At 70.9% G+C, this 25,340-nt stretch carries 24 protein-coding genes, 1 pseudogene and 2 riboswitches; of the genes and pseudogenes, 5 read left to right on the plus strand and 20 right to left on the minus strand.

All coding sequences use genetic code 11. The annotated features are described in order from the left end of the window. Positions 1-98: 98 nt before the first annotated feature. The gene (locus EV193_RS31875) at positions 99-1,523 is read left to right on the plus strand and encodes an alpha/beta hydrolase (protein WP_242613817.1); all 1,425 of its coding nucleotides are present in this window, start codon (positions 99-101) and stop codon (positions 1,521-1,523) included. On the opposite strand, the gene EV193_RS31880 is transcribed toward EV193_RS31875, so the two are convergent. The 7 genes and pseudogenes from EV193_RS31880 to uvrC form a co-directional block, all read right to left on the minus strand. Beyond that, complete coding sequence (locus tag EV193_RS31880) at positions 1,520-1,933, minus strand: hypothetical protein (RefSeq protein WP_242613818.1); 414 nt, start codon at positions 1,931-1,933, stop codon at positions 1,520-1,522. The two genes, EV193_RS31875 and EV193_RS31880, sit on opposite strands and share 4 nt — an antisense overlap. A 10-nt stretch (positions 1,934-1,943) precedes the next feature. Further along, on the minus strand, positions 1,944-3,350 hold the full coding sequence (locus EV193_RS31885) for an acyltransferase family protein (protein WP_130348686.1): 1,407 nt from the start codon (positions 3,348-3,350) through the stop codon (positions 1,944-1,946). 53 nt (positions 3,351-3,403) lie between these two features. Next, positions 3,404-4,285, minus strand: a pseudogene (locus EV193_RS31890) (chitinase); the annotation flags it as partial. Between the two features lie 284 nt (positions 4,286-4,569). Further along, positions 4,570-5,556: a DNA-binding protein WhiA gene (whiA, locus tag EV193_RS31895; protein ID WP_130348688.1), complete on the minus strand. Its 987-nt coding sequence runs from the start codon at positions 5,554-5,556 to the stop codon at positions 4,570-4,572. Positions 5,557-5,638: 82 nt separating this feature from the next. After that, on the minus strand, positions 5,639-6,631 hold the full coding sequence (locus EV193_RS31900) for a gluconeogenesis factor YvcK family protein (protein WP_130348689.1): 993 nt from the start codon (positions 6,629-6,631) through the stop codon (positions 5,639-5,641). Further along, positions 6,628-7,548, minus strand: a complete 921-nt coding sequence (gene rapZ / locus EV193_RS31905; RefSeq protein WP_130348690.1) for an RNase adapter RapZ — start codon at positions 7,546-7,548, stop codon at positions 6,628-6,630. Before rapZ ends, EV193_RS31900 begins: the two co-directional genes overlap by 4 nt. Then, the gene (gene uvrC / locus EV193_RS31910; protein ID WP_130348691.1) at positions 7,545-9,500 is read right to left on the minus strand and encodes an excinuclease ABC subunit UvrC; all 1,956 of its coding nucleotides are present in this window, start codon (positions 9,498-9,500) and stop codon (positions 7,545-7,547) included. The genes rapZ and uvrC overlap by 4 nt, the downstream gene beginning before the upstream one ends. 132 nt (positions 9,501-9,632) lie before the next feature. Here uvrC and EV193_RS31915 point away from each other — a divergent pair, with 132 nt between their 5' ends. Further along, positions 9,633-10,055: a YbaB/EbfC family nucleoid-associated protein gene (locus EV193_RS31915; RefSeq protein ID WP_130348692.1), complete on the plus strand. Its 423-nt coding sequence runs from the start codon at positions 9,633-9,635 to the stop codon at positions 10,053-10,055. Further along, positions 10,052-11,137, plus strand: a complete 1,086-nt coding sequence (locus tag EV193_RS31920; RefSeq protein ID WP_242613819.1) for an ADP-ribosylglycohydrolase family protein — start codon at positions 10,052-10,054, stop codon at positions 11,135-11,137. The genes EV193_RS31915 and EV193_RS31920 overlap by 4 nt, the downstream gene beginning before the upstream one ends. A gap of 221 nt (positions 11,138-11,358) precedes the next feature. Here the strand turns inward: EV193_RS31920 and EV193_RS31925 are convergent, their stop codons facing one another. The 11 genes from EV193_RS31925 to EV193_RS31975 all read right to left on the minus strand — a co-directional run bounded on the left by EV193_RS31925 (position 11,359) and on the right by EV193_RS31975 (position 19,218). Beyond that, positions 11,359-11,841, minus strand: coding sequence for a Rieske (2Fe-2S) protein (locus EV193_RS31925; protein WP_242613820.1), 483 nt, complete (start codon positions 11,839-11,841; stop codon positions 11,359-11,361). Positions 11,842-11,910: 69 nt separating this feature from the next. After that, positions 11,911-12,330 carry a PH domain-containing protein gene (locus tag EV193_RS31930; protein ID WP_423202259.1) on the minus strand — a complete coding sequence of 140 codons (420 nt, stop codon included), beginning with the start codon at positions 12,328-12,330 and terminating at the stop codon, positions 11,911-11,913. A gap of 20 nt (positions 12,331-12,350) precedes the next feature. Then, positions 12,351-12,848 carry a 6,7-dimethyl-8-ribityllumazine synthase gene (ribH, locus tag EV193_RS31935; RefSeq protein ID WP_130348694.1) on the minus strand — a complete coding sequence of 166 codons (498 nt, stop codon included), beginning with the start codon at positions 12,846-12,848 and terminating at the stop codon, positions 12,351-12,353. After that, a complete protein-coding gene (locus EV193_RS31940) occupies positions 12,838-14,073 on the minus strand; it encodes a bifunctional 3,4-dihydroxy-2-butanone-4-phosphate synthase/GTP cyclohydrolase II (protein WP_130348695.1) in 1,236 nt (411 codons plus the stop codon). Before EV193_RS31940 ends, ribH begins: the two co-directional genes overlap by 11 nt. Next, entirely contained in the window at positions 14,070-14,693 is a 624-nt protein-coding gene (locus tag EV193_RS31945; RefSeq protein WP_130348696.1) for a riboflavin synthase, read from the minus strand. The genes EV193_RS31940 and EV193_RS31945 overlap by 4 nt, the downstream gene beginning before the upstream one ends. Then, positions 14,694-15,719, minus strand: a complete 1,026-nt coding sequence (ribD, locus tag EV193_RS31950) for a bifunctional diaminohydroxyphosphoribosylaminopyrimidine deaminase/5-amino-6-(5-phosphoribosylamino)uracil reductase RibD (RefSeq protein ID WP_130348730.1) — start codon at positions 15,717-15,719, stop codon at positions 14,694-14,696. Positions 15,720-15,748: 29 nt separating this feature from the next. Then, a complete protein-coding gene (gene rpe / locus EV193_RS31955) occupies positions 15,749-16,402 on the minus strand; it encodes a ribulose-phosphate 3-epimerase (protein WP_130348729.1) in 654 nt (217 codons plus the stop codon). Between the two features lie 63 nt (positions 16,403-16,465). Continuing rightward, on the minus strand, positions 16,466-16,924 hold the full coding sequence (locus tag EV193_RS31960; protein WP_130348697.1) for a superoxide dismutase family protein: 459 nt from the start codon (positions 16,922-16,924) through the stop codon (positions 16,466-16,468). Between the two features lie 91 nt (positions 16,925-17,015). Continuing rightward, the gene (locus EV193_RS31965; protein WP_242613821.1) at positions 17,016-17,996 is read right to left on the minus strand and encodes an asparaginase; all 981 of its coding nucleotides are present in this window, start codon (positions 17,994-17,996) and stop codon (positions 17,016-17,018) included. Further along, a complete protein-coding gene (locus tag EV193_RS31970; RefSeq protein ID WP_130348698.1) occupies positions 17,993-18,520 on the minus strand; it encodes a flavoprotein in 528 nt (175 codons plus the stop codon). Before EV193_RS31970 ends, EV193_RS31965 begins: the two co-directional genes overlap by 4 nt. Beyond that, complete coding sequence (locus tag EV193_RS31975) at positions 18,517-19,218, minus strand: TetR/AcrR family transcriptional regulator (protein WP_130348699.1); 702 nt, start codon at positions 19,216-19,218, stop codon at positions 18,517-18,519. Before EV193_RS31975 ends, EV193_RS31970 begins: the two co-directional genes overlap by 4 nt. A gap of 127 nt (positions 19,219-19,345) precedes the next feature. Here EV193_RS31975 and EV193_RS31980 point away from each other — a divergent pair, with 127 nt between their 5' ends. Together EV193_RS31980 and EV193_RS31985 are read left to right on the plus strand one after the other, a co-directional pair. After that, entirely contained in the window at positions 19,346-20,257 is a 912-nt protein-coding gene (locus EV193_RS31980; protein ID WP_130348700.1) for a saccharopine dehydrogenase NADP-binding domain-containing protein, read from the plus strand. 6 nt (positions 20,258-20,263) lie between these two features. After that, positions 20,264-21,334: a hypothetical protein gene (locus EV193_RS31985; protein WP_130348701.1), complete on the plus strand. Its 1,071-nt coding sequence runs from the start codon at positions 20,264-20,266 to the stop codon at positions 21,332-21,334. On the opposite strand, the gene EV193_RS31990 is transcribed toward EV193_RS31985, so the two are convergent. Together EV193_RS31990 and gcvP are read right to left on the minus strand one after the other, a co-directional pair. Next, positions 21,331-22,086, minus strand: a complete 756-nt coding sequence (locus tag EV193_RS31990; RefSeq protein WP_130348702.1) for a hypothetical protein — start codon at positions 22,084-22,086, stop codon at positions 21,331-21,333. The two genes, EV193_RS31985 and EV193_RS31990, sit on opposite strands and share 4 nt — an antisense overlap. Positions 22,087-22,123: 37 nt before the next feature. Further along, the gene (gcvP, locus tag EV193_RS31995; RefSeq protein ID WP_130348703.1) at positions 22,124-24,994 is read right to left on the minus strand and encodes an aminomethyl-transferring glycine dehydrogenase; all 2,871 of its coding nucleotides are present in this window, start codon (positions 24,992-24,994) and stop codon (positions 22,124-22,126) included. A 56-nt stretch (positions 24,995-25,050) separates the two neighbouring features. Continuing rightward, positions 25,051-25,170: riboswitch (glycine riboswitch) on the minus strand. Continuing rightward, a riboswitch (glycine riboswitch) is annotated at positions 25,171-25,272 on the minus strand. Positions 25,273-25,340: the final 68 nt, after the last annotated feature.

A 25,340-nucleotide genomic window follows, 5' to 3' on the forward strand; every position in this document is an offset into this window, starting at 1 on the left:
GTGACCGTTGCTACTGCTGGGACCGATTCCGAGGTGCTCTGATGCGCGCCGTCCCCCTGACTCCGATGAGTTTCCGCCGGCCGCCTGGTCTACCTGCCATGACCCGACACAAGATGAGCGCGCTGCTCGCCGCCGCCGGCGCCGTGGTGGCCGGCCTGATCGTCGTTCCATCGGCCCAGGCGGCGCCCGCGTCGCCGGGGTGGGCGCCATGCCGGGACCTCCCGGCCGGCCTGGAGTGCACCACCGTCACGGTTCCGCTGGACTACTCGCGCCCGAACGACGAGACGATCAGCGTCGCGGTGTCCCGGCTGCCGAGCAGCAAGCCGGAGCGTCGCCGTGGCGTGTTGGTGCTGAACCCGGGTGGCCAGGGCATGACGGCGCTCGATCTTCCGCTGCAACTCGTCGCGCAGGGCCTGCCGGCGAGCGTGCGCGAGAGCTACGACCTGATCGCGTTCGACCCGCGTGGCATCGGCCGCAGCGCGCCGGTGGACTGCGATCTGCCGCCCGACTTCTACGTCCCGCCGCCGTACGCGCGAGACGCCGCCGACGTGACCGCGACCGCCGAGACCGCCCGGCGCACCGCCCGGCAGTGCGCGGAATCGCCGACCGGGCGGATGCTGCCGCACATCACCATGGTGAACGTGGCCCGCGACGTCGACAAGATCAGGCAGGCGCTCGGCGAGCACCGGATCTCCTACCTCGGCTACTCCTACAGCACCTACCTTGGCGGGGTGTACGCCGAGTTGTTCGGCCAACACACCGATCGGTTCGTGCTGGACAGCGTCTACGGGCCGGATGGCGCGCACGCCTGGTCGCGCGGGATCGCCAAGGGTTTCGAGGACCGCTTCCCCGACTTCGCCGGGTGGGCCGCCGCCAGGCACGACACCTACGGGCTCGGCGCCACGCCGGACGCGGTGCGCGCCACCTACTTCGAGATCGCCGAACGCCTGGACGCCGCGCCGGTGAACGGGACGAACGGCGCGACATTCCGCGGCAACACGTTCGCCATGCTGTTCGGCGACGCGCACTTCCCCGCGCTCGCCGACATGTGGCGCGGGCTGCGCTCGGGTGTCCCAAGTGGACAGTCCACGGCGAACAGCGCACCCGTGTGGGACTTCTCCGGGCAGCTGCATCTGTTCTGCAACGACTCCCGGTGGCCGCGGGACGTGGCGACCTACCAGCGGGACGTCGAGCGGGACCGGGTCAGGTACCCGATGTTCGGGGCGGCGGCGTCCAACATCTGGCCGTGCGCGTTCTGGCCGGCGCCGCAGCCGGAGCCGGTGCGGTTCAGCGACCGGGGACGGCACAACCTCCTGCTGCTGTCCAACGTCCGCGACCCGGGCACGCCGTACGCGGACGCGCTGCGGACGCGTGCCACCCTCGGCAAGCGCGCCACGATGGTCACCGTGAACGCCGGCGGGCACCTGGCCTACCTGTACTCGAAGAACACCTGCGCCGACGGGATCGCGACGCGCTGGCTGGTCGACGGTGAGCTGCCGCGACACGACACGGTCTGCCGCTAGCGCCGGTCGACCACCACGGCGAACACCGCGCCGAACGCGGCGTTGTCGGCGAGCTGCGGCCCGAGCGGCAGGTCGCGGATCGCGGGGAACGCCCGGCCGATCAGCCCGACGTTGATCGCTCCCATGGCGAGACCGGCGAGCGCGCCCCACGCCACCGGGTGCCGGCGCGGCAGCGTCCTGGCGAGGATCTCGCCGGCCAGCATGGAGATCACGCCGTGCGCGAGCAGGCCGCGCGTGAGGCTCGGGCGGCCGGGTGGAACGAGCGTGCCGGCCGCCCTGGTCGCCGCGAGTCCGTAGCGGACCGCGGCGGCCGGGCCTCCGGTGCGCGCGGCGTGGATGACCGACGGCGCGCCGGCGAGCACGGCCGCCACCGCGGTCGCTCGCGTCACCGCACGTCGGTTCCGGCGCACACCAACAAGACTAGGCCGGCGCGGGGCCGGGAGGTGCCGCGGCGAGCACTCGTCCGAGGCCGGCGAGCAACATCCACAGCGCGCCGGCGAGTGCCGGGTACCAGGCCAGCCGCGCGAGTACCCAGCCCCAGTCGTCCGGCAGGCCGTGCAGGCCGGGCAACTCGCCGAACGCCGAGCCGATCAGCGCGACCGCGAGCAGGGCGCTCTGGTGCATCAGGAAGATCGGCAGCGCCCGCTCGTTCACCCACCCGACGAACGCGCGACCGGCCAGCCGACGCAGCGCGGGCGCGAGCAACAGGACCAGCCCGAGCTGGGCGACGGCCAGGGCCAGTGCGGCCGGCGACGGCGGCGCGATGTTGGACCGCGGCTCCCCCGTGCCGCCGACGGCGCTCACCGGAAAGCCGCCGACCGTGATCAGCAGCGCGAAGGCCGTCACGCCGCACACGAACAGCGCGCCGGCCTGGACGGCGGACGGCCGCCACCCGCGCGCCATGGCGATGCCGAGCTGCCAGGGCGCCCACCACACGGCGAGCACGCTGACCTGGCCGACCGCGGTCGGCGCACCCGCGGCGACGGCCACCTCGGCGGCCACCGCGACCGCCGCCGGCACCAGCGCCGACGCGAGCCCGAGCGCGTCGTGCAGCCGCAGCATCGGACCGGTGAACGCGAGCAGCGCGACGTACACCGCGAGGAACCACAACGGCGAGCTGACCTGGTTGAGCACGCCGTGCACGGTCGCCCAGCTCAGCCCGAACGGCGCCCACAGTCCACATGCGACGGCCCAGCCGGTGAGCACCACGACCACGGCGACGGCCAGCTTGCGCACCTTGCCGAGCCACCACGGCAGGCCGCCCGGCGCGCGGGCCCGGCTCACCGCCGCGGCGAACCCGCCGGCGAAGAAGAACAGCCCGAGCGTCTGCAGGACCCAGCTCAGCGGCAGCATGCCGGGCAGGTACCGCAGCGGGCTGTCCACGTTGAAGCCCGCCGCCACGCCACCCGGCGCGGGGAGGATCGCCGTCACGAGCCAGTGCCCGCAGACCACGCCGATGATCGCGAACGCGCGTACGGCGTCCACGAACGGGTCGCGCGTCCGCACTGTGGGCATGACCAACGAAGGTAGCGAGGTTTCCCCGCGCGCGAGGGCTAATCTCGCCGAGAACCACGAGGAGGTGGCGGAGCGCGCTGGCGGTAGCCGGCCCGCAGCCGGTGCCGCCCAGGGCCTGCCGGATCCGCGGAAGTTGGCCGCCGCCAAGGAGTTCAGCACCGACGGCGTGGTGTACCGGGACGATCGGGTGACGGTCACGGCGGCGCGCAACAACCACCCGCCCGTGCACGAGTCGTACGCGTTCCGGTTCGACACGAAGTACGGGTCGGTCGTCTTCTCCGGTGACACCACGCCGGCCGAGAGCGTGATCAAGCTGGTCCGGCAAGCTCACCGTCGCCGGCGATCTCCGGCGGTTCTCCCTGGCGTTACGGCAGCCCGTGCACGTGCGGGCCGACGGCGTTGGACCAGGCGTTGCCGCTGGAGCCGTCCCAGTTGGTCGACCAGGTCATCGCGCCGCGAATGTCCGGGTAGGTCTTCGAGGGCTTGAACGAGCCGCACTTGGTGCCGCGGGCGAGGCAGTCCAGCGCGTCGTTGACCACGGACGGGTTGACGTAGCCGCCACCCGCCGCGCTCGGCGACGCCGGCAGGCCGAGGCCGACCTGCGACGGCGCGAGGCCGTTCTCCAACTGGATGCAGGCCAGCGCGGTGAGGAAGTCCACCGAGCCCTGTGCGTACACCTTGCCGTCGCAGCCGAGCATCGTGCCGCTGTTGTAGTACTGCATGTTGACCACGGTCAGGAAGTCCTTGATGTTGAGCGCGGTCTTGAAGTACTCCGCACTCGGCGACTGCATGTCGATGGTCTGCGGCGCCATGGTGACCACCAGCCCGGCGCCGACCTTGTCCCGCAGCGAGCGCAGCGCCGAGGTCATGTGCGTCGAGTTGAGCCCGTTCTCCAGGTCGATGTCGACGCCGTCGAAGCCGTACTCCTGAATCACCGAGTGCAGTGAGTTCGCGAAGTTCGTCGCGGACGTCGGGTCGTTCACCGACACGGTGCCCTTCTCCCCGCCGACGGAGATGATCACCGACTTGCCGCCGTCCTTCTTCGCCTTGATGTCGTCCTTGAACTCCTGGACATTGCCGTACCCGACCGCGGGGTCGAGGTTGAACGTGACCTGGCCTGGTGTGCCGGTGGCATCGGCGAACGCGACCGCGATGATGTCGTAGTGGTCCGGCACGTCCTTGAGTTTCTGGACCTGCGCGCCGTTGTTGAAGTTCTGCCAGTAGCCGGTGATCGCGTGCTTGGGCACGGCCGGCGCGGCCGCGGCTTCGGTGGACAGGCCGGCGATACCGGCCGCGGTCAGCGCGCCGACCAGGAGGGTGCCGAGCGCGCGCGGGAGCAGGGAACGCTTCATCGTCTGCCTCCGGTGCAGGGTGGGAGGACTACGGATCGGACGTGACGGGTGCCACATCCACCGCTCCAAGTTGGTCCAGACCAATGCGGGTTGTCAAGACCCGAAAGTATCTCGCTTCCCGATCCGCCCCAACTCTCGCCGGCATCGACTGTCCAGAGTGGACAGTCGTGTGTGGACGATCAGACCTCGGCTTCGAGCATCTCCGCGGTGACCGCCGACTCGGTGTCCGGCAGACCCTTCTCCTTGGCCCGCTTGTCCGCCATCGCCAGCAGCCGCCGGATCCGGCCGGCCACCGCGTCCTTGGTCATCGGCGGCTCGGACAACTGGCCAAGCTCCTCCAGCGACGCCTGCTTGTTGGTCAGCCGCAACTGGCCGGCCGACAGCAGGTGGTCCGGCGCGTCCTCGCCGAGAATCTCCATCGCCCGCTGCACCCTGGCCGCCGCCGCGACCGCCGCACGCGCGGACCGGCGCAGGTTCGCGTCGTCGAAGTTGGCCAGCCGGTTCGCCGTGGCACGCACCTCGCGGCGCATCCGGCGCTCCTCCCAGGCCAGCACGCTGGAGTGCGCGCCGAGCCGGGTCAGCATCGCGCCGATCGCGTCGCCGTCGCGCACGACCACCCGGTCCGCACCGCGCACCTCACGCGATTTCGCTTGCACGCCAAGCCGTCTGGCCGCGCCGACGAGCGCGAGCGCCGCCTCCGGGCCAGGGCAGGTGATCTCCAGCGCGGACGAGCGGCCCGGCTCGGTCAGCGAACCGTGCGCGAGGAACGCGCCCCGCCACGCCGCCTCCGCGTCACACACGCCACCGGACACCACCGGCGCCGGCAGCCCGCGCACCGGCCGGCCGCGCAGGTCGAGCAGCCCAGTCTGCCGGGCCAGCCCCTCGCCGTCCTTCACCACGCGCACCACGTACCGGGTGCCCTTGCGCAACCCGCCGGACGTGATCACGTGCACGTCCGCGTGGTGCCCGTACAGCTCGTGGATCTCCTTGCGCAGCCGCCGCGCCGCCGCGCCGGTGTCCAGCTCGGCCTCCACGACGACCCGGCCGCCCACGATGTGCAGCCCGCCCGCGAACCGCAACAGGGAGGAGACCTCCGAACGACGGCAGCACGTCTTCGACACGGCAAGCCTGCTCAGCTCGTCCTTCACCGACGCTGTCATCGCCACGTCTCCTCCTCTCCCCCGGACCCGGAACCCAGGCCGCCCATCTCATCATCGATCGCACCCGCCTGCTCTGTGACGCGGGCCGTCACACGGCCGCCAGCGCCCGCGACAGGCTCGCCGCGAGCGCCTCCGGATCGTGCCGGTGGCGTGCCCCCGCGGCCGCCACCCGATCCAGCAGAGTCCGTGCCCCGAGCGCCGTCGCCGCACGTCGAAGCCGATCAGGTGTCGGCACCGAGTCGGCGTCGGCGATCACCGCGTCCATCCTCAGCCGGGGTGCGTGTTCGCAGAGTACGTCCAGATGGCGTTCCGGGGAGAATCCGGCAGTCTCCCCCGGTTGGGGGACAAGATTCAATACGACCACTCGCGCCGCCGCCGTACTCACGATCGCGTCGTGCAGTTCGGGTACCAGCAGGTGCGGCAACACGCTGGTGAACCACGATCCGGGGCCGAGAAGCACCACGTCCGCCTCCGCCACCGCGCGCACCGCCTCCGGGCACGCGCGCGGCGGATCGTCGGAGCCGTCTGCGGTGTGCAGCCGGATCCGGCGCACCCTGCCGGGTGTGGTGGCCACCGCGACCTGGCCGCGGATCCGCCGCACGGCGCTCGCATCCTCGTCCAGCCCGACCACGTCGGCCTCGATGTCCAGCGGCTCGGTGCACATCGGCAGCACCCGCCCGGACACGCCGAGCAGGCGCGCCGCCTCGTCCAGCGCGCGCACCGGATCGCCGATCACCTCGAACAGGCCGGCCAGCACCAGGTTGCCGACCGCGTGCCCGGCGAGCGCGCCGGTGCCGCCGAAGCGGTGCCCGAACACCTTGTGCCACAACAGGTTTCCGTCTTCGGGGCCGGCCAGCGCGGTGAGCGCCTTGCGCAGGTCACCCGGCGGCAGCAGGCCGATCTCGCGGCGCAGCCGGCCGGACGAGCCGCCGTCGTCGGCCACCGTCACGACGGCCGTCACATCGGGAGTGATCTCGCGAAGCGCGGTGAGCGTGGCGTGCAGTCCATGGCCGCCGCCGAGGGCGACCGCGCGAAGCGGGCGGTGCTGGTGCCTCTGGTGCCGGCTGGCACTGCTGGTCACTCGCGCCCCAGGTCGCGGTGGACCACCTTCACCGACATACCGTCCTCTGTGGACAGTCGACGGGCCAGCTCCTCGGAGATCGCGACACTGCGGTGCTTGCCGCCGGTGCAGCCGACGGCCAGCGTCAGGTACCGCTTGCCCTCGCGGCGGTAACCGGCGCCGATCAATTTCAGCAGATCGTGGTACCTGTCCAGGAACTCCTCGGCACCCTCCTGGGTGAGCACGTAGTTGCGCACGTCACTGTCCATCCCGGACTGATCGCGCAACTCCGGGATCCAGAACGGGTTCGGCAGGAACCGCACGTCCATCACGAGGTCGGAGTCCATCGGCAGGCCGTACTTGTAGCCGAACGACAGCACGGTCACCCGAGTGCGCGTCTCCGACTCCGAGCCGAACGCGTGCTCGATCTTGGCCCGCAACTGGTGCACGGACAGCGCCGTGGTGTCCAGCACCAGGTCGGCCTCGTCGCGCAGCGGCGCGAGCAGGTCCCGCTCGGCCTTGATCCCGTCGATCAGCCTGCCGTCGCCCTGCATCGGGTGACCGCGCCGGACGTGCTCGAACCGGCGGATCAGCACGTCGTCGGTCGCCTCCAGGAACAGCACCTTCGGCTTGTACCCGCGCGCGTCCAGGTCCTTGATGATCGACGCCAGGTCCTCGGTGAACGCCCGGGATCGCACGTCCATCACGACGGCGACCTTCGTGATCGCGCCGCGGGCCTGCGCGCCGAGCTCCACCATGGTGGAGATCAGCTCCGGCGGCAGGTTGTCCACCACGAACCAGCCGAGGTCCTCGAGGCACTTGGCGGCCGTGCTGCGGCCGGCTCCGGACAGCCCGGACACCACCGCCACATCGACGCCCCGCGCGCCGGATCCCTTGCCGCCCTTGGTGTCCGCACTGTCCTGAGTGGACTCTGTCACTGTCTTCCCTCATCTGTGTTTGTGTCGCCGGCGAGTGCGGCGTGCACGACCTCCGCGGTGCGCCTGCCGAACCCGGGCACCCCGCTGATCTCCTCGATGCTCGCCGACCTGAGCTTTTTCAGCGAGCCGAAATGCTTGATCAACGCCGTCTTGCGGGTCTGGCCGAGACCGGGGATCTCGTCCAGCGCCGACTTGCGCATCCGCTGCGACCGCGCCGACCGGTGGAACGTGATCGCGAACCGGTGTGCCTCGTCCCGGACCCGCTGCAGAAGGTACAGCGCCTCGCTCGTACGCGGCAGGATGACCGGCTCCGGCTCGGCGGGCAGCCACACCTCCTCCAGCCGCTTGGCGAGGCCGATCACCGCGACATCGGTGATCCCCAGGTCGGCCAGCACGTCGGCGGCCGCGTTGGCTTGCGGGCCGGCACCGTCCACCACGAGCAGGTTCGGCGGGTAGGCGAACTTCCTCGGCCGGCCGGTCTCCGGATCGATGCCGGCCTTGGGCTCGTCGGTCGACTCCTCGAGATAGCGCTGGAAACGGCGGCGCACCACCTCGGCGATCGCCGCGACGTCACCCTCACTCGCCGCCTGGCGGACCTTGAAGCGCCGGTACTCCGACTTGCGCGCGAGCCCGTCCTCGAACACCACCAGCGAGGCCACCACGTCGCTGCCCTGGATGTGGCTGACGTCGATGCACTCGATCCGCAGCGGCGCGGTGTCCAGCGCGAGCCCGTCCTGCAGCTCCTGCAGCGCCGCCGACCGTGCCGTGAGATCGCCGGCGCGCCGCAGCTTGTGCTGGGCGAACGCCTCCTTGGCGTTGCGCTCCACGGTCTCCATCAACGCGCGCTTGTCGCCGCGCTGCGGAATCCGGACCCGCACCTTCGCGCCGCGCAGTCCGCAGAGCCACTCGGTCACCGCGTCGCAATCCTCGGGCAGCTCGGGCACCAGCACCTCGCGCGGCACCGGGCTGCTGGCACCCGCGTCGGCAGCCCCGGCGAGGTCGGCCTGGTCGCCGTAGAACTGTGACAGGAACTGTGTCACCAGCGTGGACAGCGCGGCGCCCGCGTCCGCCTCAACCACCCGGTCGATCACCCAACCGCGCTGACCGCGCACCCGCCCGCCGCGCACGTGGAACACCTGGACGGCGGCTTCCAACTCGTCGTAGGCGAAGGCCACCACGTCCGCGTCGGTGCCGTCGCCCAGCACCACGGCCTGCTTCTCCATCGCACGGCGCAGCGCCGACAGATCGTCGCGCAGCCGAGCCGCCCGCTCGAACTCCAACTCCTCGGCGGACCGGGTCATCTCCTTCTCGAGCCGGCGCATCATCTTCTCGGTGCGCCCGGCGAGAAAATCACAGAAGTCGCTGACGATTTCGTAATGCTCGTCCTCGGTGACCCGACCGACGCACGGCGCCGAGCACTTGCCGATGTAGCCCAGCAGGCACGGGCGGCCGATCTGCCCGTGCCGCTTGAACACGCCGGCCGAGCAGGTGCGCGCGGGGAACACCCGCAGCAGTAGGTCGAGCGTCTCGCGGATGGCCCACGCGTGCGCGTACGGACCGAAGTAGCGCACACCCTTGCGGCGCGGACCGCGGTACACGTGCAGGCGCGGGAACTCCTCCTGCATGGTCACCGCGAGCACCGGGTAGGACTTGTCGTCCCGGTAGCGCACGTTGAACCGAGGGTCGAACTCCTTGATCCAGTTGTATTCCAGCTGGAGCGCCTCGACCTCGGTGGACACCACGGTCCACTCGACCGACGCCGCGCTGGTGACCATCTGAGCGGTGCGCGCGTGCAGGGCGGTCACGTCGGCGAAGTAGGAGTTCAGCCGGCTGCGCAGGCTCTTCGCCTTGCCGACGTAGATCACTTTGCCGTGCGTGTCACGGAACTTGTAGACACCTGGCGCCTCGGGAATGGTGCCTGGCGCCGGGCGGTAGGTGGACGGGTCGGCCACGACGTCCACCCTACGTGCGCGCCCCGACGGTTCCCCGTTCGGGAACAACCGCGCGCCGCCGGAGGGCATACTGTCCGGCGCGGAGCGGCCCCGCCCCGACGTGGGGAGAGCCGTGGGGAGAGAGGAGCCCGGGTGACGCCCGAGCAGTGGCTCTCGGACTTCGAGGCCAAGATCGCCGACGTCGAGGCGAAGGCGGCACGGTTCGAGGAGAGCATGACCGGCGCCGGCACGACCGAGGCGTCCGCGGACGGGTCGGTGACCGTCACCGTGCAGCCGAACGGCGCGCTGTCCGAGCTGCGCATCACCGACGCGGCGATGCGCCAGTCCGGCGACGCGCTGGCCGAGCGGATCATGGAGCTGACCCGGTCGGCGCGGCGCACGGCCGCCGCCAAGATCGTGTCGTCGGAGGACACCGCGACGCGAGCGCTGAACGCGATCGCGAACCCGGAGCCCGCCGCCGAGCCGCCCGCACCGCCGCCACCGCCTCGGCGCCGGCGTGAGTACGAGGAGAGCGTCGAGGCGCAGACCACGGTCACCAACGAGGACGCCTGGTGAGATTCGGTGACCGCGTGCTCGGTTCGATGCTGGCCGGCGCGGTCGGTGACGCGCTGGGCGCGCCGATCGAGTTCCTGCTGATCGACTCGATCAGGCGAGACCACGGGCCGGACGGGCTGACCGACCTCTCCGAGGAGTACGGCGGACGCGGCACGATCACCGACGACACGCAGATGACGCTGTTCACGCTGGAGGCTTTGATCCGGCTGAGCGCGGCGCAGCGGCTGGGCAGCGGGCTGGCGTTCGTGCCGGCCATGCAGCACGCGTACCAGCGCTGGTATCACACGCAGGGTCCGCCGTGGGAGCGCGCCGGCGGCGTGTTCGCGACCGGGCCGCGGCCGGACGGCTGGCTGATCACCAACCGCGGCCTGTTCAGTGCGCGCTCCCCCGGCGCGACCGTGATGACCGCGCTGAAGGGGTTCGCGGCCGGCACGCCGAGCGGCACGCCGCGGCACCGGCTCAACGATTCGAAAGGGTGCGGCGCGGTGATGCGCGCGGCACCGATCGCCTTGTGCTCCAACGATTCCGCGGTGGTCTTCGACCTGGCCGTCGACTCCGGAGCGCTCACCCACAGCCATCCGAGCGGCTACCTGTCGGCCGGCGCGTTCGCGGTGATCATGCGGTGCCTGTACGACGGCGGCGAGCTGCGCGACGCGGTGGCCGAGGCGCGCGGGCAGCTCACCCGGTGGCCGGACCACGAGGAGACCGACGCCGCGTTGGTCGCCGCGTTGAAAGTGGCCGACCGCGGCCGGCCGACCCCCGAGGTGTTGAACGAGAAGGTCGGGCGCGGCTGGGTCGGCGAGGAGGCGCTCGCCGTCGCGGTGTGCGCCGCACTGGTCGCGGAGGACCTGCGCGACGGGCTGCTGCTGTCGGTCAACCATTCCGGTGACAGCGACTCCACCGGGGCGGTCTGCGGCAACCTTCTCGGCGCGATCCACGGACCGGACGCGATCCCACCGGCGTGGCTGGCCGAGCTCGAACTGCGCGACGTGACCGAGCGGATCACCCTCGACGCGCTCGCCGAGCTCAGCACCAACCCGCCGTCCACAGTGGACTGGTACGACCGCTACCCGCCGACCTGACGCTCGACGGACTTTAGCCCGCTAAAGTACGCCACGTGCGCTACGCACAGTGAATGTCACGCGATCGCGCGCCAGCGCTCAATTGCGGCGATATCCCCTGCGGCACAACAGCTTTTGCCTCGTGAGCCACCTCTTCGGCGACTACGGTACGCTACCATTTGTGCACATCTTGACAGTCGCCGCGATTTGTGCATGCGTACTTTATCCCGCAAAAGTACGCGTCAAGCGAGCACGACGTTCTGGCCGTCGACCTTCACGGCGACCTCGCGCAGCGGACGGGTGGCCGGCCCCTTGCGGGTGGCGCCGGTCTTGCCGTCGAACTGGCTGCCGTGCTGCGGGCAGGTGATCACGCCGTTCGACGGCGGGTTGACCGGCACGCCCTGGTGCGTGCACTTCGGGTCGAACGCCTTCACCTCGTTCGCGCTGGGCCGCACGAGCAGCAGCTGAGTGCCGTCGGACTGGTCGACCAGCCTGCCGCCGCCCTCCGGGATCGCGGCGAGCGGCGAGAGCACGCCTGCCGTGCCACCGCCGGTCGGCGAGCCTCCCCCGGTCGGGCTGGGCGTGTTGCCGCCGGACGGCGTGCTGTTGTCGCTGCAGGCGGCGAGCGCACCTGGTGCGATCAGCGCGACGGCGAGACCGCACAGGACGTCACGGCGCGGGCGGTTCGTGGTGGTGGGTTCGCCAGTGGTGGGTTTGGCAGGCAAAACGGGCCTCCGCGATGGGTCACGTTCGGGTGGTTACACCCTGCACTACGTGTCCGAGGCCCGCAGGGTTCAACGAGATTCGTGCTCCCTGTGCAGCCGGCGCAGTTCACGCATGGCCAGCACGGCCCGCTCGCCGTCGATCGCCTGGATCGCCATCACCGGGACGTACTCGTCGTCCGGCAGCTCCAGCCGCGCCCAGGCCGAACCGTCCGGAAAGGACACGTGCTCCACGTCGTCCCAGTTGAAACGCTTGTCCCCCAACATGTTCCGCACGTCCACGCCGTCCGCGTCGGCGCGCACACGCGGCCGCGCGAACAGCATCGCGCCGGCACCGAGCAGCACGCCGACGGCGACCATCGCGATCTGGTCCGTCGTCCGGAAGATCACCCCGGTCGGTGAGTTGCGCAGCAGGATCGCCACGATCGTGAACGCCGCGACCAGCACCACCGCGCCGATGCCGGCCACGATCCGCACCTTCTTCGGCCGCACCTGGAACCGTGTCGCCGTACTCACGAGAAGCCCTTCTCCGTCCACGGGTGCCGCAGCCCGCGCACCACGAGCGCCGTCTCCAGCGCGGCCACGCACGCCTCGAACCCCTTGTCCTCGATCGAGTCCGGCAGCCCGCAGCGAGCCAGCGCCTGCTCCTCGGTGTCACAGGTGAGCACGCCGTTACCGACCGGCGTCGACTCGTCGAGTGCCACCCGGGTCAGACCGGCGGTGACCGCGTCGCACACGTACTCGAAGTGCGGAGTGCCGCCCCTGATCACGACGCCGAGGGCGACCACCGCGTCGTGGTGCCGGGCCAGCGCCTGGCAGGCGACCGGCAGCTCGACCGCCCCCGGCACCCGCACGACGGTCGGCTCGGCGATGCCGGCCTTGCGCGCCGCGACCAGCGCCCGCTCCAGCAGCGTCCCGGTGATCGTGTCGTGCCACCTGGTCGCCGCGATGCCGAGCCGCAGGTCCTCGCATTCGGGGACCGCGATGTCCGGCCGTCCCTCACCGCTCATGCTCGTGCCCCTCCAGTTCGGCCAGCTCGTGCCCCATCCGGTCCCGCTTGGTCCGCAGGTACCGCAGATTCTCCGGGTTCGCGTGCACCGGCAGCTTCACCCGGTCCACGATCGTCAATCCATAGCCCTCCAACCCGACCCGCTTGGCCGGGTTGTTGGTGAGCAGGCGCATCGTGCGTACGCCGAGGTCGACCAGGATCTGCGCACCGGTGCCGTAGTCGCGCGCGTCGGCCGGCACGCCGAGCGCGATGTTCGCGTCGACCGTGTCGTGCCCGTCGTCCTGCAGCTGGTAGGCCTGCAGCTTGTGCATCAGCCCGATGCCGCGCCCCTCGTGCCCGCGCACGTAGAGCACCACGCCCCGCCCCTCGGCGGCCACCGCGCCCAGCGCGGCGTCCAGCTGCGGGCCGCAGTCGCAGCGCAGCGAGCCGAACACGTCGCCGGTGAGGCACTCGGAGTGCACCCGAACGAGCACGTCCTTGCCGTCGCCGATCTCGCCGTAGACCAGCGCGATGTGCTCGATGCCGTCCAGCGTGCTGTCGAAACCGACCGCCCGGAACTCGCCGTGCGCGGTGGGGATGCGCGCCTCCGCGACTCGCACCACCTGCTTCTCGGTGCGCCTGCGGTAGGCGATCAGGTCGGCGATCGTGATCAGCTGCAGGTCGTGGTCGGCGGCGAACACCTCCAGCTCGTCGCGCCGGGCCATGTCGCCCTCGTCCTTCTGGGACACGATCTCGCACAGCACGCCGGCCGGGTGCAGGCCGGCCATCCGCGCCAGATCCACCCCGGCCTCGGTGTGGCCGGGACGCCGGAGCACCCCGCCTTCCTTGGCGCGCAACGGAACCACGTGCCCCGGACGGCGGAAGTCGTTCGCGTTGGACTTCGGGTCGGCGAGCAGCCGGATCGTGTGGCAGCGGTCGGCGGCGGAGATGCCGGTGCTGATCCCGTCCGCCGCGTCGACGGTCACGGTGTACGCGGTGCCGCGTTGATCCTGGTTGGTGTGGTACATCGGCGGCAGGTCGAGCCGGTCGCAGTCGGCCTCGGTCAGCGACACGCAGACGTATCCGGACGTGTAGCGGACCATGAACGCCAACAGTTCGGGCGTGGCCTTCTCAGCGGCGAAGATCAGGTCGCCCTCGTTCTCCCGGTCCTCGTCGTCCACCACGACCACGGGCCGGCCCGCCGCGATGTCGGCGATCGCGCGCTCGATGCCCTCGATGTCGCTCATCGGGCCTCCTCCACGCCACCATTGTCGCGCGTTCCCGTGAGGGTGAGCCGCTCGACGTACTTGGCGATCACGTCCACCTCGATGTTGACAACATCACCCGGTTGGCGCACCCCGAGCGTCGTGAGATCGAGCGTGGTCGGAATCAAACTGACGGCGAACCCGTCGTCGTCCACCGACACCACGGTCAGCGACACGCCGTCCACCGCGATCGAGCCCTTCTCCGCGACGTACCGGGACAGCTCTGGCGGTAGCGCGATCTGCACGACCTCCCAGTGGGCGGACGGCTCGCGGGACCGGATCACCCCGGTGCCGTCGACGTGGCCCTGCACGATGTGCCCGCCGAGCCGGTCGCCCACCGCCGCGGCACGCTCCAGGTTCACCGGGTCGCCCTGACCGAGCTTGCCGAGGCCGCTGCGCTTGAGGGTCTCCGCCATGACGTCCGCGGTGAACGCGCCGTCCACGACGTCCACCACGGTCAGGCACACCCCGTTGACCGCGATCGAGTCGCCGTGCTTGGCGTCCTCGGTGACCAGCGGCCCGCGCACGGTGAACCGCGCGGCGTCGGTCAGCGGCTCGACGGCCACCACCTCGCCGCGCTCCTCCACGATTCCGGTGAACACTCACGCCTCCCGAGGTGCTGTGCTTGTGCCTCCAGTGCCGGCGGGCACGGCTGAGATCCGCACGTCCGATCCGCTCATCGTGACCTCTTCGACGTCCAGACTCAGCGCCTGTGTGATCGAGGACATTCCCGTGTCCACCAGTGGCGACGATCCGTCACCGAGCAGCTTCGGCGCGATGTAGGCGAGCACCCGGTGCACCGCCCCCGCGCGCACGAACGCACCGGCCAGCCGCGGACCGCCCTCCAGCAGCACGTCGACCACACCGCACTTGCCGAGTTCGTCGAGCACCTCGTCAGGATCGTTGGTGCGCAGGTGCAGTGTTTCGGCGTCGGTGTCCAGCACCCGCGCGCCGGGCGGGATCTCGCCGCGCCCCACGATTACCCGCAGCGGCTGACGGTCGGCGAGCGATCCGTCCGCCGCCCGCGCGGTCAGCTGGGGGTCGTCGGTGGCCACCGTGCCGAGCCCGACCATGATCGCGTCCATGTGCCGGCGCAGCTCGTGCACCTCGGCGCGGGACTCCTCGCCACTGATCCACCGGCTGGTGCCGTCCGCCGCGGCCACCCGTCCGTCCACTGTGGACGCGAACTTCCAGGTGACGTGCGGCCGGCCGGTGCGCATGGAGTGCAGCCACGCCCGCAGCGGACCGCGCTTCGCTTGTGTCGCAAGCAATCCCGACTCGACCGCGATGCCGGCCTCGGTCAGCACGGCCGCACCGCCGGCGGCCTTGGGGTTCGGGTCCTCGACGCTGTAGACGACTCGGGCGACGCCGGCCTCGATCAGCGCCTCGGTGCACGGCGGCGTGCGGCCGGTGTGCGCGCACGGCTCCAGCGTCACCACGGCTGTGCCGCCGCGCGCCCGTTCGCCCGCCGCCCGCAGCGCGATCACCTCGGCGTGCGGCCCGCCCGGTGGTTCGGTCGGACCGGCGCCGACCATGACACCGTCGGCGTCCAGTACGACGCAGCCGACCGGTGGGTTCGGGCTGGTGCGGCCCCACGCCTCATGGCTGGTTTCGATCGCGGCCGCCATCGCGGCCTGGAGATCGACCAGCTCGCCGTTCACCCGCGGACCGCGTCAGCCTGCTCGCGCAGCGCCTGGACCGCCTTGCCGGGGTCGTCCGCGCCGTACACCGCGGACCCGGCGACGAAGCAGTCCACGCCGGCCTCGGCGGCCTGTTCGATCGTGTCGGCGTTGATCCCGCCGTCGATCTCCACCAGGAGCTTGAGGTGGCCGGTGTCCACGAGGTTGCGCGCGGCGCGCACCTTGTCCAGCACCTCGGCCATGAACGACTGGCCGCCGAAGCCCGGCTCGACGGACATGACCAGCAGCGTGTCGTAGTGCTTGAGGGTCTCGAGGTGCGGCTCGAGCGGGGTGCCCGGCTTGATCGACAGGCCGGCCTTGGCGCCCGCCGCGTGCAGGTTCTTCGCCAGCGCGATCGGGTCGGCGGCGGCCTCGACGTGGACGGTCACGTTGTACGCGCCGGCCTCGGCGTACCCGATAGCCCACTTGTCCGGGTTCTCGATCATGAGGTGACAGTCGAGCGGGATGTCGGTCACCTTCAGCAGGGACTTGACCACGGGCAGGCCGAGGGTCAGATTCGGGACGAAATGCGCGTCCATGACGTCGACGTGGATCCAGTCGGACCCCTCGACGGCGGCGACCTCGTCGGCGAGGCGCGCGAAGTCGGCGGACAGGATGCTGGGCGCGATCATCGGCTTGCTGGCCATGATGGCGGAGTCTAGTGAGGCCATGTGCGCTGCTTCGCGCCGCGTTGGCTACTCCTTCTTGACCGCGCCGCACGCGTAGCGGTCGCCGGCGTCACCAGTGGCCGCAGTGCCCTTTGGCGCGTTGTACCAGTCGCGCGGATCGGCGTACTTGACGTCCTCGATCGGCACGTTGGCCAGGTTGTCCGGGCCGTTGTGCAGGATGATCGCCGAGCCGTCCTGGTCGAGCATCTGGTCGAGGTTGAACCGGTGCGACTCGAAGACCACCCGGGCCGTGCCGTCGCCGGAGACGAGTACCGGCGGCATGTCCCCGGTGTGCTTGCCGTGGCGTGCTTGAGAATCGAGGCTCCAGTGCGGCCCGGCCGAGGTGAACGGGGCGACGCACTCGCCCACCTGATGGATGTGGAAGCCGTGATAGGCGTCCAGCCCCGGGGCCTGGTTGAGCAGTTCTGCCTTGGCGAGGGGCACCGCCGCGTAGCTCAGTGCGATCCGTTTCGAACTCGCGTCCACGACACAGCTCCCTTACCCGAAGCGTTCACGCCCACACACACGGTAAAGATCAGCACGCCGGGTCCGGTAGCGACCTTCGGCGGTATCCGCCTCAGCGGTAGGTGGCGAAGGCGTCGGTGATCCCGGAGCGGCTGGATGCGTTGGCCAGCAACAGTTGCAGCAGCACGCGCGCCTTGGCCGGGTCGAGGAAGCCGGCGTGGATCAGGCCCCGGTCGAGCAGGTCGAGCTCGGCGCCGGCGTACCCGTACGTCGCGCGTAGCACCGAACCCGATCCGGTCCGCGAGGCCAGTACGACCGGTACTCGATCGGCGCACTGGGCGACGATCGGCACCATGTCGGCCGGGACGTGACCCGCGCCGAGGCCGGCCAGCACCACGCCGTCGAAGATCTCGCCGGCGTGCCGCAACAGCCGCCCGTCGTCACCGATGGTCACGGTCACCAGACCTACCCGAAGGTCGGCCGTCTTCTCCCCCACCGGCACGGTCAGCGGCGCGCGCGGGGTGGGGCGGAAGCGGGGCTCACCTTCCACGAGCAGCCCGAGTGGCCCGAATCCAGGTGACACGAACGCGGCCGTGGAGCTGGTATGTGTCTTGCGCACGAACCGCGCGCCGTGCACCTCGTCGGACATCACGACCAGCGCGCCGAGCCCGCGCGCGGCCGGCTCGGCGGCCACCCGGACCGCCGCGTACAGGTTGGCCGGCCCGTCCGCACCGGCCGAGATCGGGTGCCGCATCGCGCCGGTGAGCACCACCGGAACGTCGAAATCCGTTGCCACGTCGAGGAAGTACGCGGTCTCCTCGATGGTGTCCGTACCGTGTGTGATCACCACACCGTCGGCACCACCGTCCACTTCGGACTCCACCGCATGGGCCAGCGCGACGAGATCGGCGAACGACACCGACGGGCTCGGCAACGACCTCAGCGAGCACGCGGCGATCTCCACGTCCAGCGCGTCCAGGCCCGGCACGGCGGCGATCAGGTCCTCGGCACTCAGCGCCGGCGCGACGCCCCCGCCCGGTGCCGCCGTCATCGCGATCGTGCCGCCCATGCCGATCACCGCGATCCGGGTCACCCGATTCCTCCCACCAGCGAGCCCACCACGTCCAGCGAAGACTCCCACGAATCCTCCGGCGCGCCGTCGTCGAGGTACACGCCGGCCTCACGCAGTGTCACCAGGTGCCGCCGCCACGCCGGATGACCGCGCTGGGCCGGGTCCGCCTGCGGCCGCACGACCACCGGAATTCCTTGCGCCCCAACGGCTTCCATCAACGCGGTGAGCGCCTGGTTGTCCGCGATGCCGAGCGCGAGCTTGGCCACCGAGTTCGCCGACGCCGGTGCGAACACGAACGCGTCCGGCGTGCGGTACGGCTTCGGTTCACTCGGCAGCCGAGGCTCGCTGCGCACCGGGAGATCGGTCAGCTCGGCCAGCCGGTCCAACTCACCGTTCGCGGACAGCCAGCGGGTCGCCGTGGGCGTCAGCGTGATCGCCAGCCGCCACCCGCGCGCCGCGGCGGGCTCGGCCAACTCGCGCCGCAGCCGGGTGTCGACGCCGTAGCAGGCCGACGACACCAGCCCCAGGATCAGTCGCGTACTCATCGCAGGCCCACGAACCCGGCCATCGCGCGCATCTGGTGGTCGAACCAGGCGAACCGCTGGTCGATCACGTTGTTCAGCCGACCGAAGATCTCGAAGCTGATCGCGCCGAACAGCTCCGTCCACGCGATCAGGGCTCGTGCCATCTCAGCTTCACCAACGGCCGCGTTCACGACCCGCGCGGCTTCCCTGATCTCCATCACGAGCGGCGCCGGCGTCCGCGTCGGCAGGCTCTCCTCCTCCAGCCGGCCCGCCGTCTTGGCGTCGGTGAGAATCGTGCCGATCAGCAGCACCGGACGGGTGGACGGCTCGATCGTGTCCTCCGGCGCGGCGTATCCGGGCACCGGGCTGCCGTAGATCAGCGCGTACTCGTGCGGCCGGTCCAGCGCCCAGTTGCGCAGGCCGTGCGCCACGGCGAGCCATCTGCCGACCAGGTCGGCGCGGTCCACCTCCGCCTCTGAGTCCTCCGCCGCGTCGGCAAGCGAGTCGTACGCCTCGATGATCAGCGCGGTGAGCAGGTCGTCCCGACTCGGGAAATACCGGTAGATCGCGGACGACGCCATGCCCATGTCTCTGGCGACCGCGCGCAGCGACAGGCTCGCGCCGTCGGTGGCGAGCTGCTTGCGGGCGGCCGCCTTGATCTCGTCGAGCATCTCGGCGCGAACCCGGGCGCGGATCGAGCCTGTTGTCCTTTCCGTCATGGAGAGCAGTATGACACAAACGAGAGCAGTGCTCTTGACAGCGAGCAGCGCTCGGGTGAACATGGGTACGAAACGAGAGCAGTGCTCTCTAATCGCATAAGTGCTCTCCATCCCGGAAGGAACCCCCATGGCATCACACGTCATCGTCGGAGCCGGCGCCGTCGGCTCGGCCACCGCCACCCTGCTCGCCGAGCGCGGCGAGCAGGTCACGATCGTCAGCCGGAGCGGCAGCGGACCGGACCACCAGAACGTCAAGCGGGTCGCGGCCGACGCCACCGACGCCGACCGTCTCAGCCAGATCGCCGAGGGAGCGGCAGTCCTCTACAACTGCCTCAACCCGGAGTACCACCGCTGGCTGACCGACTGGCCGCCGCTGGCCGCGGCACTGCTCACCGCCGCCGAGCGCAGCGGCGCCGTGTACGCGATCACCGGCAATCTGTACGGCTACGGTGAGGTGGACGGCCCGATCACCGACGACACTCCCCTGGCCGCCACGCACCCGAAGCTGAAGCTGCGCGCGGACATGTGGCGCGACGCGCTGGCCGCCGCCGAGTCCGGCCGCATCCGCGCGGTGACCGAGGTGCGCGGCAGCGACTACATCGAGGCGAACTCGATCTTCACGTTCATGCTGGACAAGCCGCTGCGCGCGGGCAAACGCGGGCTCGTGCCCACCCCGCTGGACGTGCCGCACAGCTTCACCGCGATCGCCGACATGGCGCGCACAATGGTGACCGTCGCCGGCGACGAGCGCGGCTTGAACAAGGCGTGGCTGGTGCCGAGCAACGAGCCGATGACCATCCGGCAGATCGCCGAGCGGTTCACCGAGGTGATCGGCGCGCCCAAGCCCAAGCTCGCCTCGATTCCCGCCCTGGTCCTGTCGGTCTACGGCCTGTTCGACCCGTTCGTGCGGGAACTGCGCACCACGCGGTACCAGTGGGCCAAGCCGTTCTCGCTGGACGCGTCGTCCACCACGAGCACGTTCGGGATCGCGCCGACCGACTTGGACATCGCGCTGAAGGCGATCAAGCCCGTAGCCTGACCGGCCGTGGACGATCAGCTGGCCGCACTGGTCTCGGTCCGGATCTTCGTTCCCGACCTGGCGAAACGATTGGCGGGCGTTCCCGCGGAGACGCTCGCAGACATCGTGCTCGACCGGTCCGAGCGGCGCTGGGTGCGGGAGAAATGCGCGTGTGCGCTGCTCGACCGGGTGCCCGCCGGCCGTCGTGCCGCACTGGCGGAGAGCGATCTCAACGGCGCGATCGCGCGCACGATCCTCGACGGTCCCGATGTGCCGGCCCTGGTCGTGTTGGCGGCCGACGCGTGGACACACCGCCGTACCGTCGGAGAACAGTTGCTCGACGCGGTCATCGACGTCCGCGGGTTGCCGGCGGTGCTCGCGCCGCTCGGCGCGTCGTCGCCCGAGGAGCTGATGACCGGCGGCGCGTCGCCGACCGAACGGCTGCTCGGCACCCGGCTGACCCACCTGTACGGCGGCGACGTCACGCCGGCGCTCGCCGACCCGGTCACGATGGTCGCGCGGGCCGCCCACGACGTCCTGGTCGACAGCGAGGGCTTCGACGACGAGCTGCGCGCGATGACGACCGGACCCGGTCGCCTCTGGGCGCTCGCCGTACTCGCCGGCCGCGGCGAGCCGGTCGACGGGCCGGCGATCCCGCTGCCGACCGTGCCGGACGACGTGCGCGCGGCCATCGTCCGCCAGTACACGCCGGGCCAGCGCGACACCGATCCGCGGTGGCTGATCGAAGCGGCGTCGAACCGGACCACCGCGCCGGACGAGGAGGAGATCCTCCGTCAGGCGATCGCGGCGCTCGTCGGCCTCAACCCGCGCGAGCCGGTGTCCGCCCACGACGAGCACCAGCAGGGCGACGGCACCTACCACACCGTGGCCACCGACGCCGGGCGCGCCACGATCAGCACGCTCGGCCCGTTCTTCGCCGCCACCGACAACCGCGTGACGAAAGCCTTGCGGGACAACGGTTTCCGGCACATCGACGCGACGATCGGCGACACCGTGTTCACCGGCCTGCACGTGTACTACTTCGGCGACCGCAATCCGCTCGCGGTCAGCACGCTGCTGTTCTACTGGCAGGACTAGGACGAGACCCGCTCATGTGAGAACGGCAGCAGCACGTGCTTCGGATCGAGGAAGTCGATCAAATCGGACAACGCATGGTCGAGGCGGCGCAGGCGCCCCTTGACGGCCGCCGGCTCGACGATCGTGCGCTTGATGTCCTCCAAGACCGGCTGCAGCCAACGGCGGAACCCGGGCTCGTCGTCCCACTTCGCGCGAAAGGCGATGTAGGTCAGACAGCGCGGCCGTCCCTCACCCGCCTCGGGGCGCTCGATCACGGTCTCCCCGATCGCCCGCTGCTCGCCACCACGCAACTGGAACACCGGGCCAAGGTCGTCGCCGTCATAGGACAACGCGACCTGCACCCCGGCGAGCAACTCGGCCAGGCGCTTGTTCCGCTTGCGGCTGCCGAGGTCCAGGAAGTGCACCTCCTGCAGCATGATCTCGACACAGCCGAGGTAGTTGGCGAACCGGAACAGGCTCTCGAAGAGCGCATAGTCCTCGCCGCGCTCTCCCAGCGGGAGAATGCTCGCGTCGCCGTCCCGCTCGGCGGCCGTCTCCTTGCCGTCGAGCCACGCCAGAAACCAGCCGACCCGGGCATGCAGAGCCGCGGCGGCGCGCAGCAACGGATCGCTGTACCGGCTGGCCAGCCCGCGCCGCTCGTACTCCCGGTCACCACGCCGCCGCCGGTGCTCGAACACCGCGCCCAGCACGGCGGTCAGCACCGCACCACTCACCGCGACGACGGCCGACACCAACGACACCGTGCTGTTCAAGCCTGCCTCCCCAGCCGTCGCGCGCCGGGGCCGGAGGTTACTCGAACGCCTCCGGCGGCGGGCAGGAGCACACGAGATTCCGGTCGCCCTTGGCACCGTCGATGCGGCGTACCGGCGGCCAGATCTTCGGCGCCGACGTGCCGGCCGGGAACACCGCCTCGTGCCGCGTGTACGGGTGCTTCCACTCCTCGGTCAGGCACATCGCCGTGTGCGGGGCGTTGCGCAGCGGGTTGTCGTCGGCCGGCCACTCCCCCGACTCCACCCGGTCGATCTCGCGCTTGACCGCGATCATGGCGTCGCAGAAGCGATCCAGTTCGGCCAGGTCCTCGGACTCGGTCGGCTCCACCATCAGCGTGCCGGCCACCGGGAAGGACATCGTCGGCGCGTGCAGGCCGTAGTCGGCGAGGCGCTTGGCCACGTCGTCCACGGTCACGCCGGTGTCCGCGGTGATCTTGCGCAGATCCAGGATGCACTCGTGCGCGACGAATCCGCCCTCGCCGGTGTACAGCACCGGGTAGTGCTCGCCCAGCCGGCGCGCCACGTAGTTCGCCGACGCGACCGCGGTCAGCGTGGCCTTGCGCAGCCCGTCGGCGCCCATCATCCGCACGTACGCCCAGGAGATCGGCAAGATCGACGCGCTGCCCCACGGCGCCGCGCTGATCGGGCCGATCCCGGTCTCCGGGCCGGCGGTCGGCTGCAGCGGGTGGTTCGGCAGGAACGGCGCAAGGTGCTCGCGCACACCGATCGGGCCGACGCCGGGGCCACCACCACCGTGCGGGATGCAGAACGTCTTGTGCAGGTTCAGGTGCGACACGTCGGAGCCGAACTCGCCGTAGCGCGCCAGCCCGATCAGCGCGTTGAGGTTCGCGCCGTCCACGTACACCTGACCGCCGGCCTGGTGCACCAGCGAGCACACCTCGCGCACCGTGTCCTCGTACACGCCGTGCGTGGACGGGTAGGTGATCATGATCGCGGCCAGGTCGTCCCTGTGATCGTCCACAGTGGACTTCAAGTGCGCCATGTCGATGTTGCCGGCCTCGTCGCACTTCACCACGACGACCCGCATGCCGGCCATCACCGCGCTGGCCGCGTTCGTGCCGTGCGCGCTGGACGGGATCAGGCACACGTCGCGCTGACCGTTGCCCTGATCGCGGTGGTACGCGCGGATCGCCAGCAGGCCGGCGAACTCGCCCTGGCTGCCGGCGTTCGGCTGCAGGCTGACCGCGTGGTAGCCGGTGATCTTCGCCAGCCAGTCCTCCAGGTCGGACACGATGCGCAGCAGGCCCGGCGCGTCCTCGACCGGCGCGAACGGGTGCAGGTTCGCGAACTCCGGCCAGGTGATCGGCTCCATCTCGGCCGTGGCGTTCAGCTTCATCGTGCACGAGCCGAGCGGGATCATGCTGCGGTCCAGTGCCACGTCCTTGTCCGACAGCGCGCGCAGGTAGCGCAGCAGCGCGGTCTCGGAGCGGTGCGTGTGGAACACCGGGTGCGTCAGGTACTCGCTGGTGCGCACCAGCCCGGCCGGCACCGCGTCCACAGTGGACTCGTCCAGACCGTCCACATCGGACACGGTGACGTCGAATGCTTGCCACACAAGGGAAAGGTGTGCGCGCGTGGTGGTCTCGTCGCAGGAGATCCCGACATGGTCGGCATCGGCCAGCCGCAGGTTCACGCCCAGCTCACGGGCCGCGGTCACCACGTCGGCGGCCCGCCCAGGCACCCGGGCGAGCACGGTATCGAAGAAGTTCTCGTGCACGATCTCCACGCCGCCGGCACGCAGACCGGCGCCGAGCACCGCCGCCATCCGGTGCGCCTTGGTCGCGATCGCGCGCAGCCCCTCCGGCCCGTGGTACACCGCGTACATCGACGCGATCACCGCCAGCAACACCTGCGCGGTGCAGATGTTGGAGGTGGCCTTCTCGCGGCGGATGTGCTGCTCACGGGTCTGCAGTGCGAGCCGGTACGCCCGCGCACCGTCCGCGTCGGTGCTCACGCCGACAAGCCGGCCGGGCAGCTGCCGCTCCAGGCCCTTGCCCACCGCGATGTAGCCGGCGTGCGGACCGCCGAAGCCCATCGGCACGCCGAACCGCTGCGTCGAGCCGACCACGATGTCCGCGCCGATCTCGCCGGGCGAGCGCAGCACGGTCAGCGCCAGCGGGTCGGCCGCCACGGCCACCTTCGCGCCGCGCTCATGAGCGGCCGCGATCAGCCGCTCGTGATCACGAACCGCGCCGGACGCGCCAGGGTAGGCCAGCAGCACGCCGAAGAACTCGCCGTCCGGCAACCCGCCGTCGAGATCGGCGACGACCACCTCGATGCCCAGCGGCTCCGCGCGCGTCTCGATCACGGCGATCGTCTGCGGCAGCGTGTCCGCGTCCACCACGAACCGGGTCGCCATGGACTTCCCAGCCCGGCCGGACCGACGAATGAGCGTCATCGCCTCGGCCGCGGCGGTGCCCTCGTCCAACATCGACGCGTTGGCTACCGGCAGGCCGGACAGATCGGCCACCATCGTCTGGAAGTTCAGCAACGCCTCGAGCCGCCCCTGCGAGATCTCCGGCTGGTACGGCGTGTAGGCCGTGTACCAGGCCGGGCTCTCCAGCACGTTGCGGCGGATCACCGGCGGCGTGACGGTGCCGTGGTAGCCCAAGCCGATCATCTGCACCAGCGGACTGTTGCTGGCGGCCAGCTCCCGCAACTCGGCGAGCGCCTCGGCCTCGGTGGCCGGCACCGGCAGCTCGACCGGGTTGCCCTCGGCGAGGATCGACGCCGGCACGGTGCGGGTGGCCAGCTCGTCGAGCGAGGCGACACCGACCGCGTCCAAGATCGTGCTCAGCTCGGCGGCCCGGGGACCGATGTGCCGGTCGACGAACGGGGTGCCGTGCTCGAGATCGTCGAGTTGAGTCATGCTGCGCCTCCGGCTCTCGGGGGTCGGGCCACGGTGATCGGTTCTCGATCATTGGGCCCTCCCCCTCTGTCCGTACCCGCGAACGGGTGCCTGAGAGCTTCGCCCGGCCACGGCCTGGCTTGCACCTTCGGCGGGATTTCCTCGCTGTGACAAGGAGATCCGCTTTCCAGAGGCATCTCGCCCGCGCGGTCCTGGGTGCCTGAGAGGTTCCGGGGAGGAATTGCTCCTTCGGCGCCGGGCCAGGCTGTGACCTGCCCGAACTCTCCCGCGTGGGGTCGGCGACTACCGGACAAGCCTACCCCGTGGCATTCGAATATCGGTTGCCAGGCCGGCCGCGAGTCGGTCG

The sequence above is a fragment of the Herbihabitans rhizosphaerae genome, assembly GCF_004216555.1.
Lineage (GTDB): Bacteria > Actinomycetota > Actinomycetes > Mycobacteriales > Pseudonocardiaceae > Herbihabitans > Herbihabitans rhizosphaerae.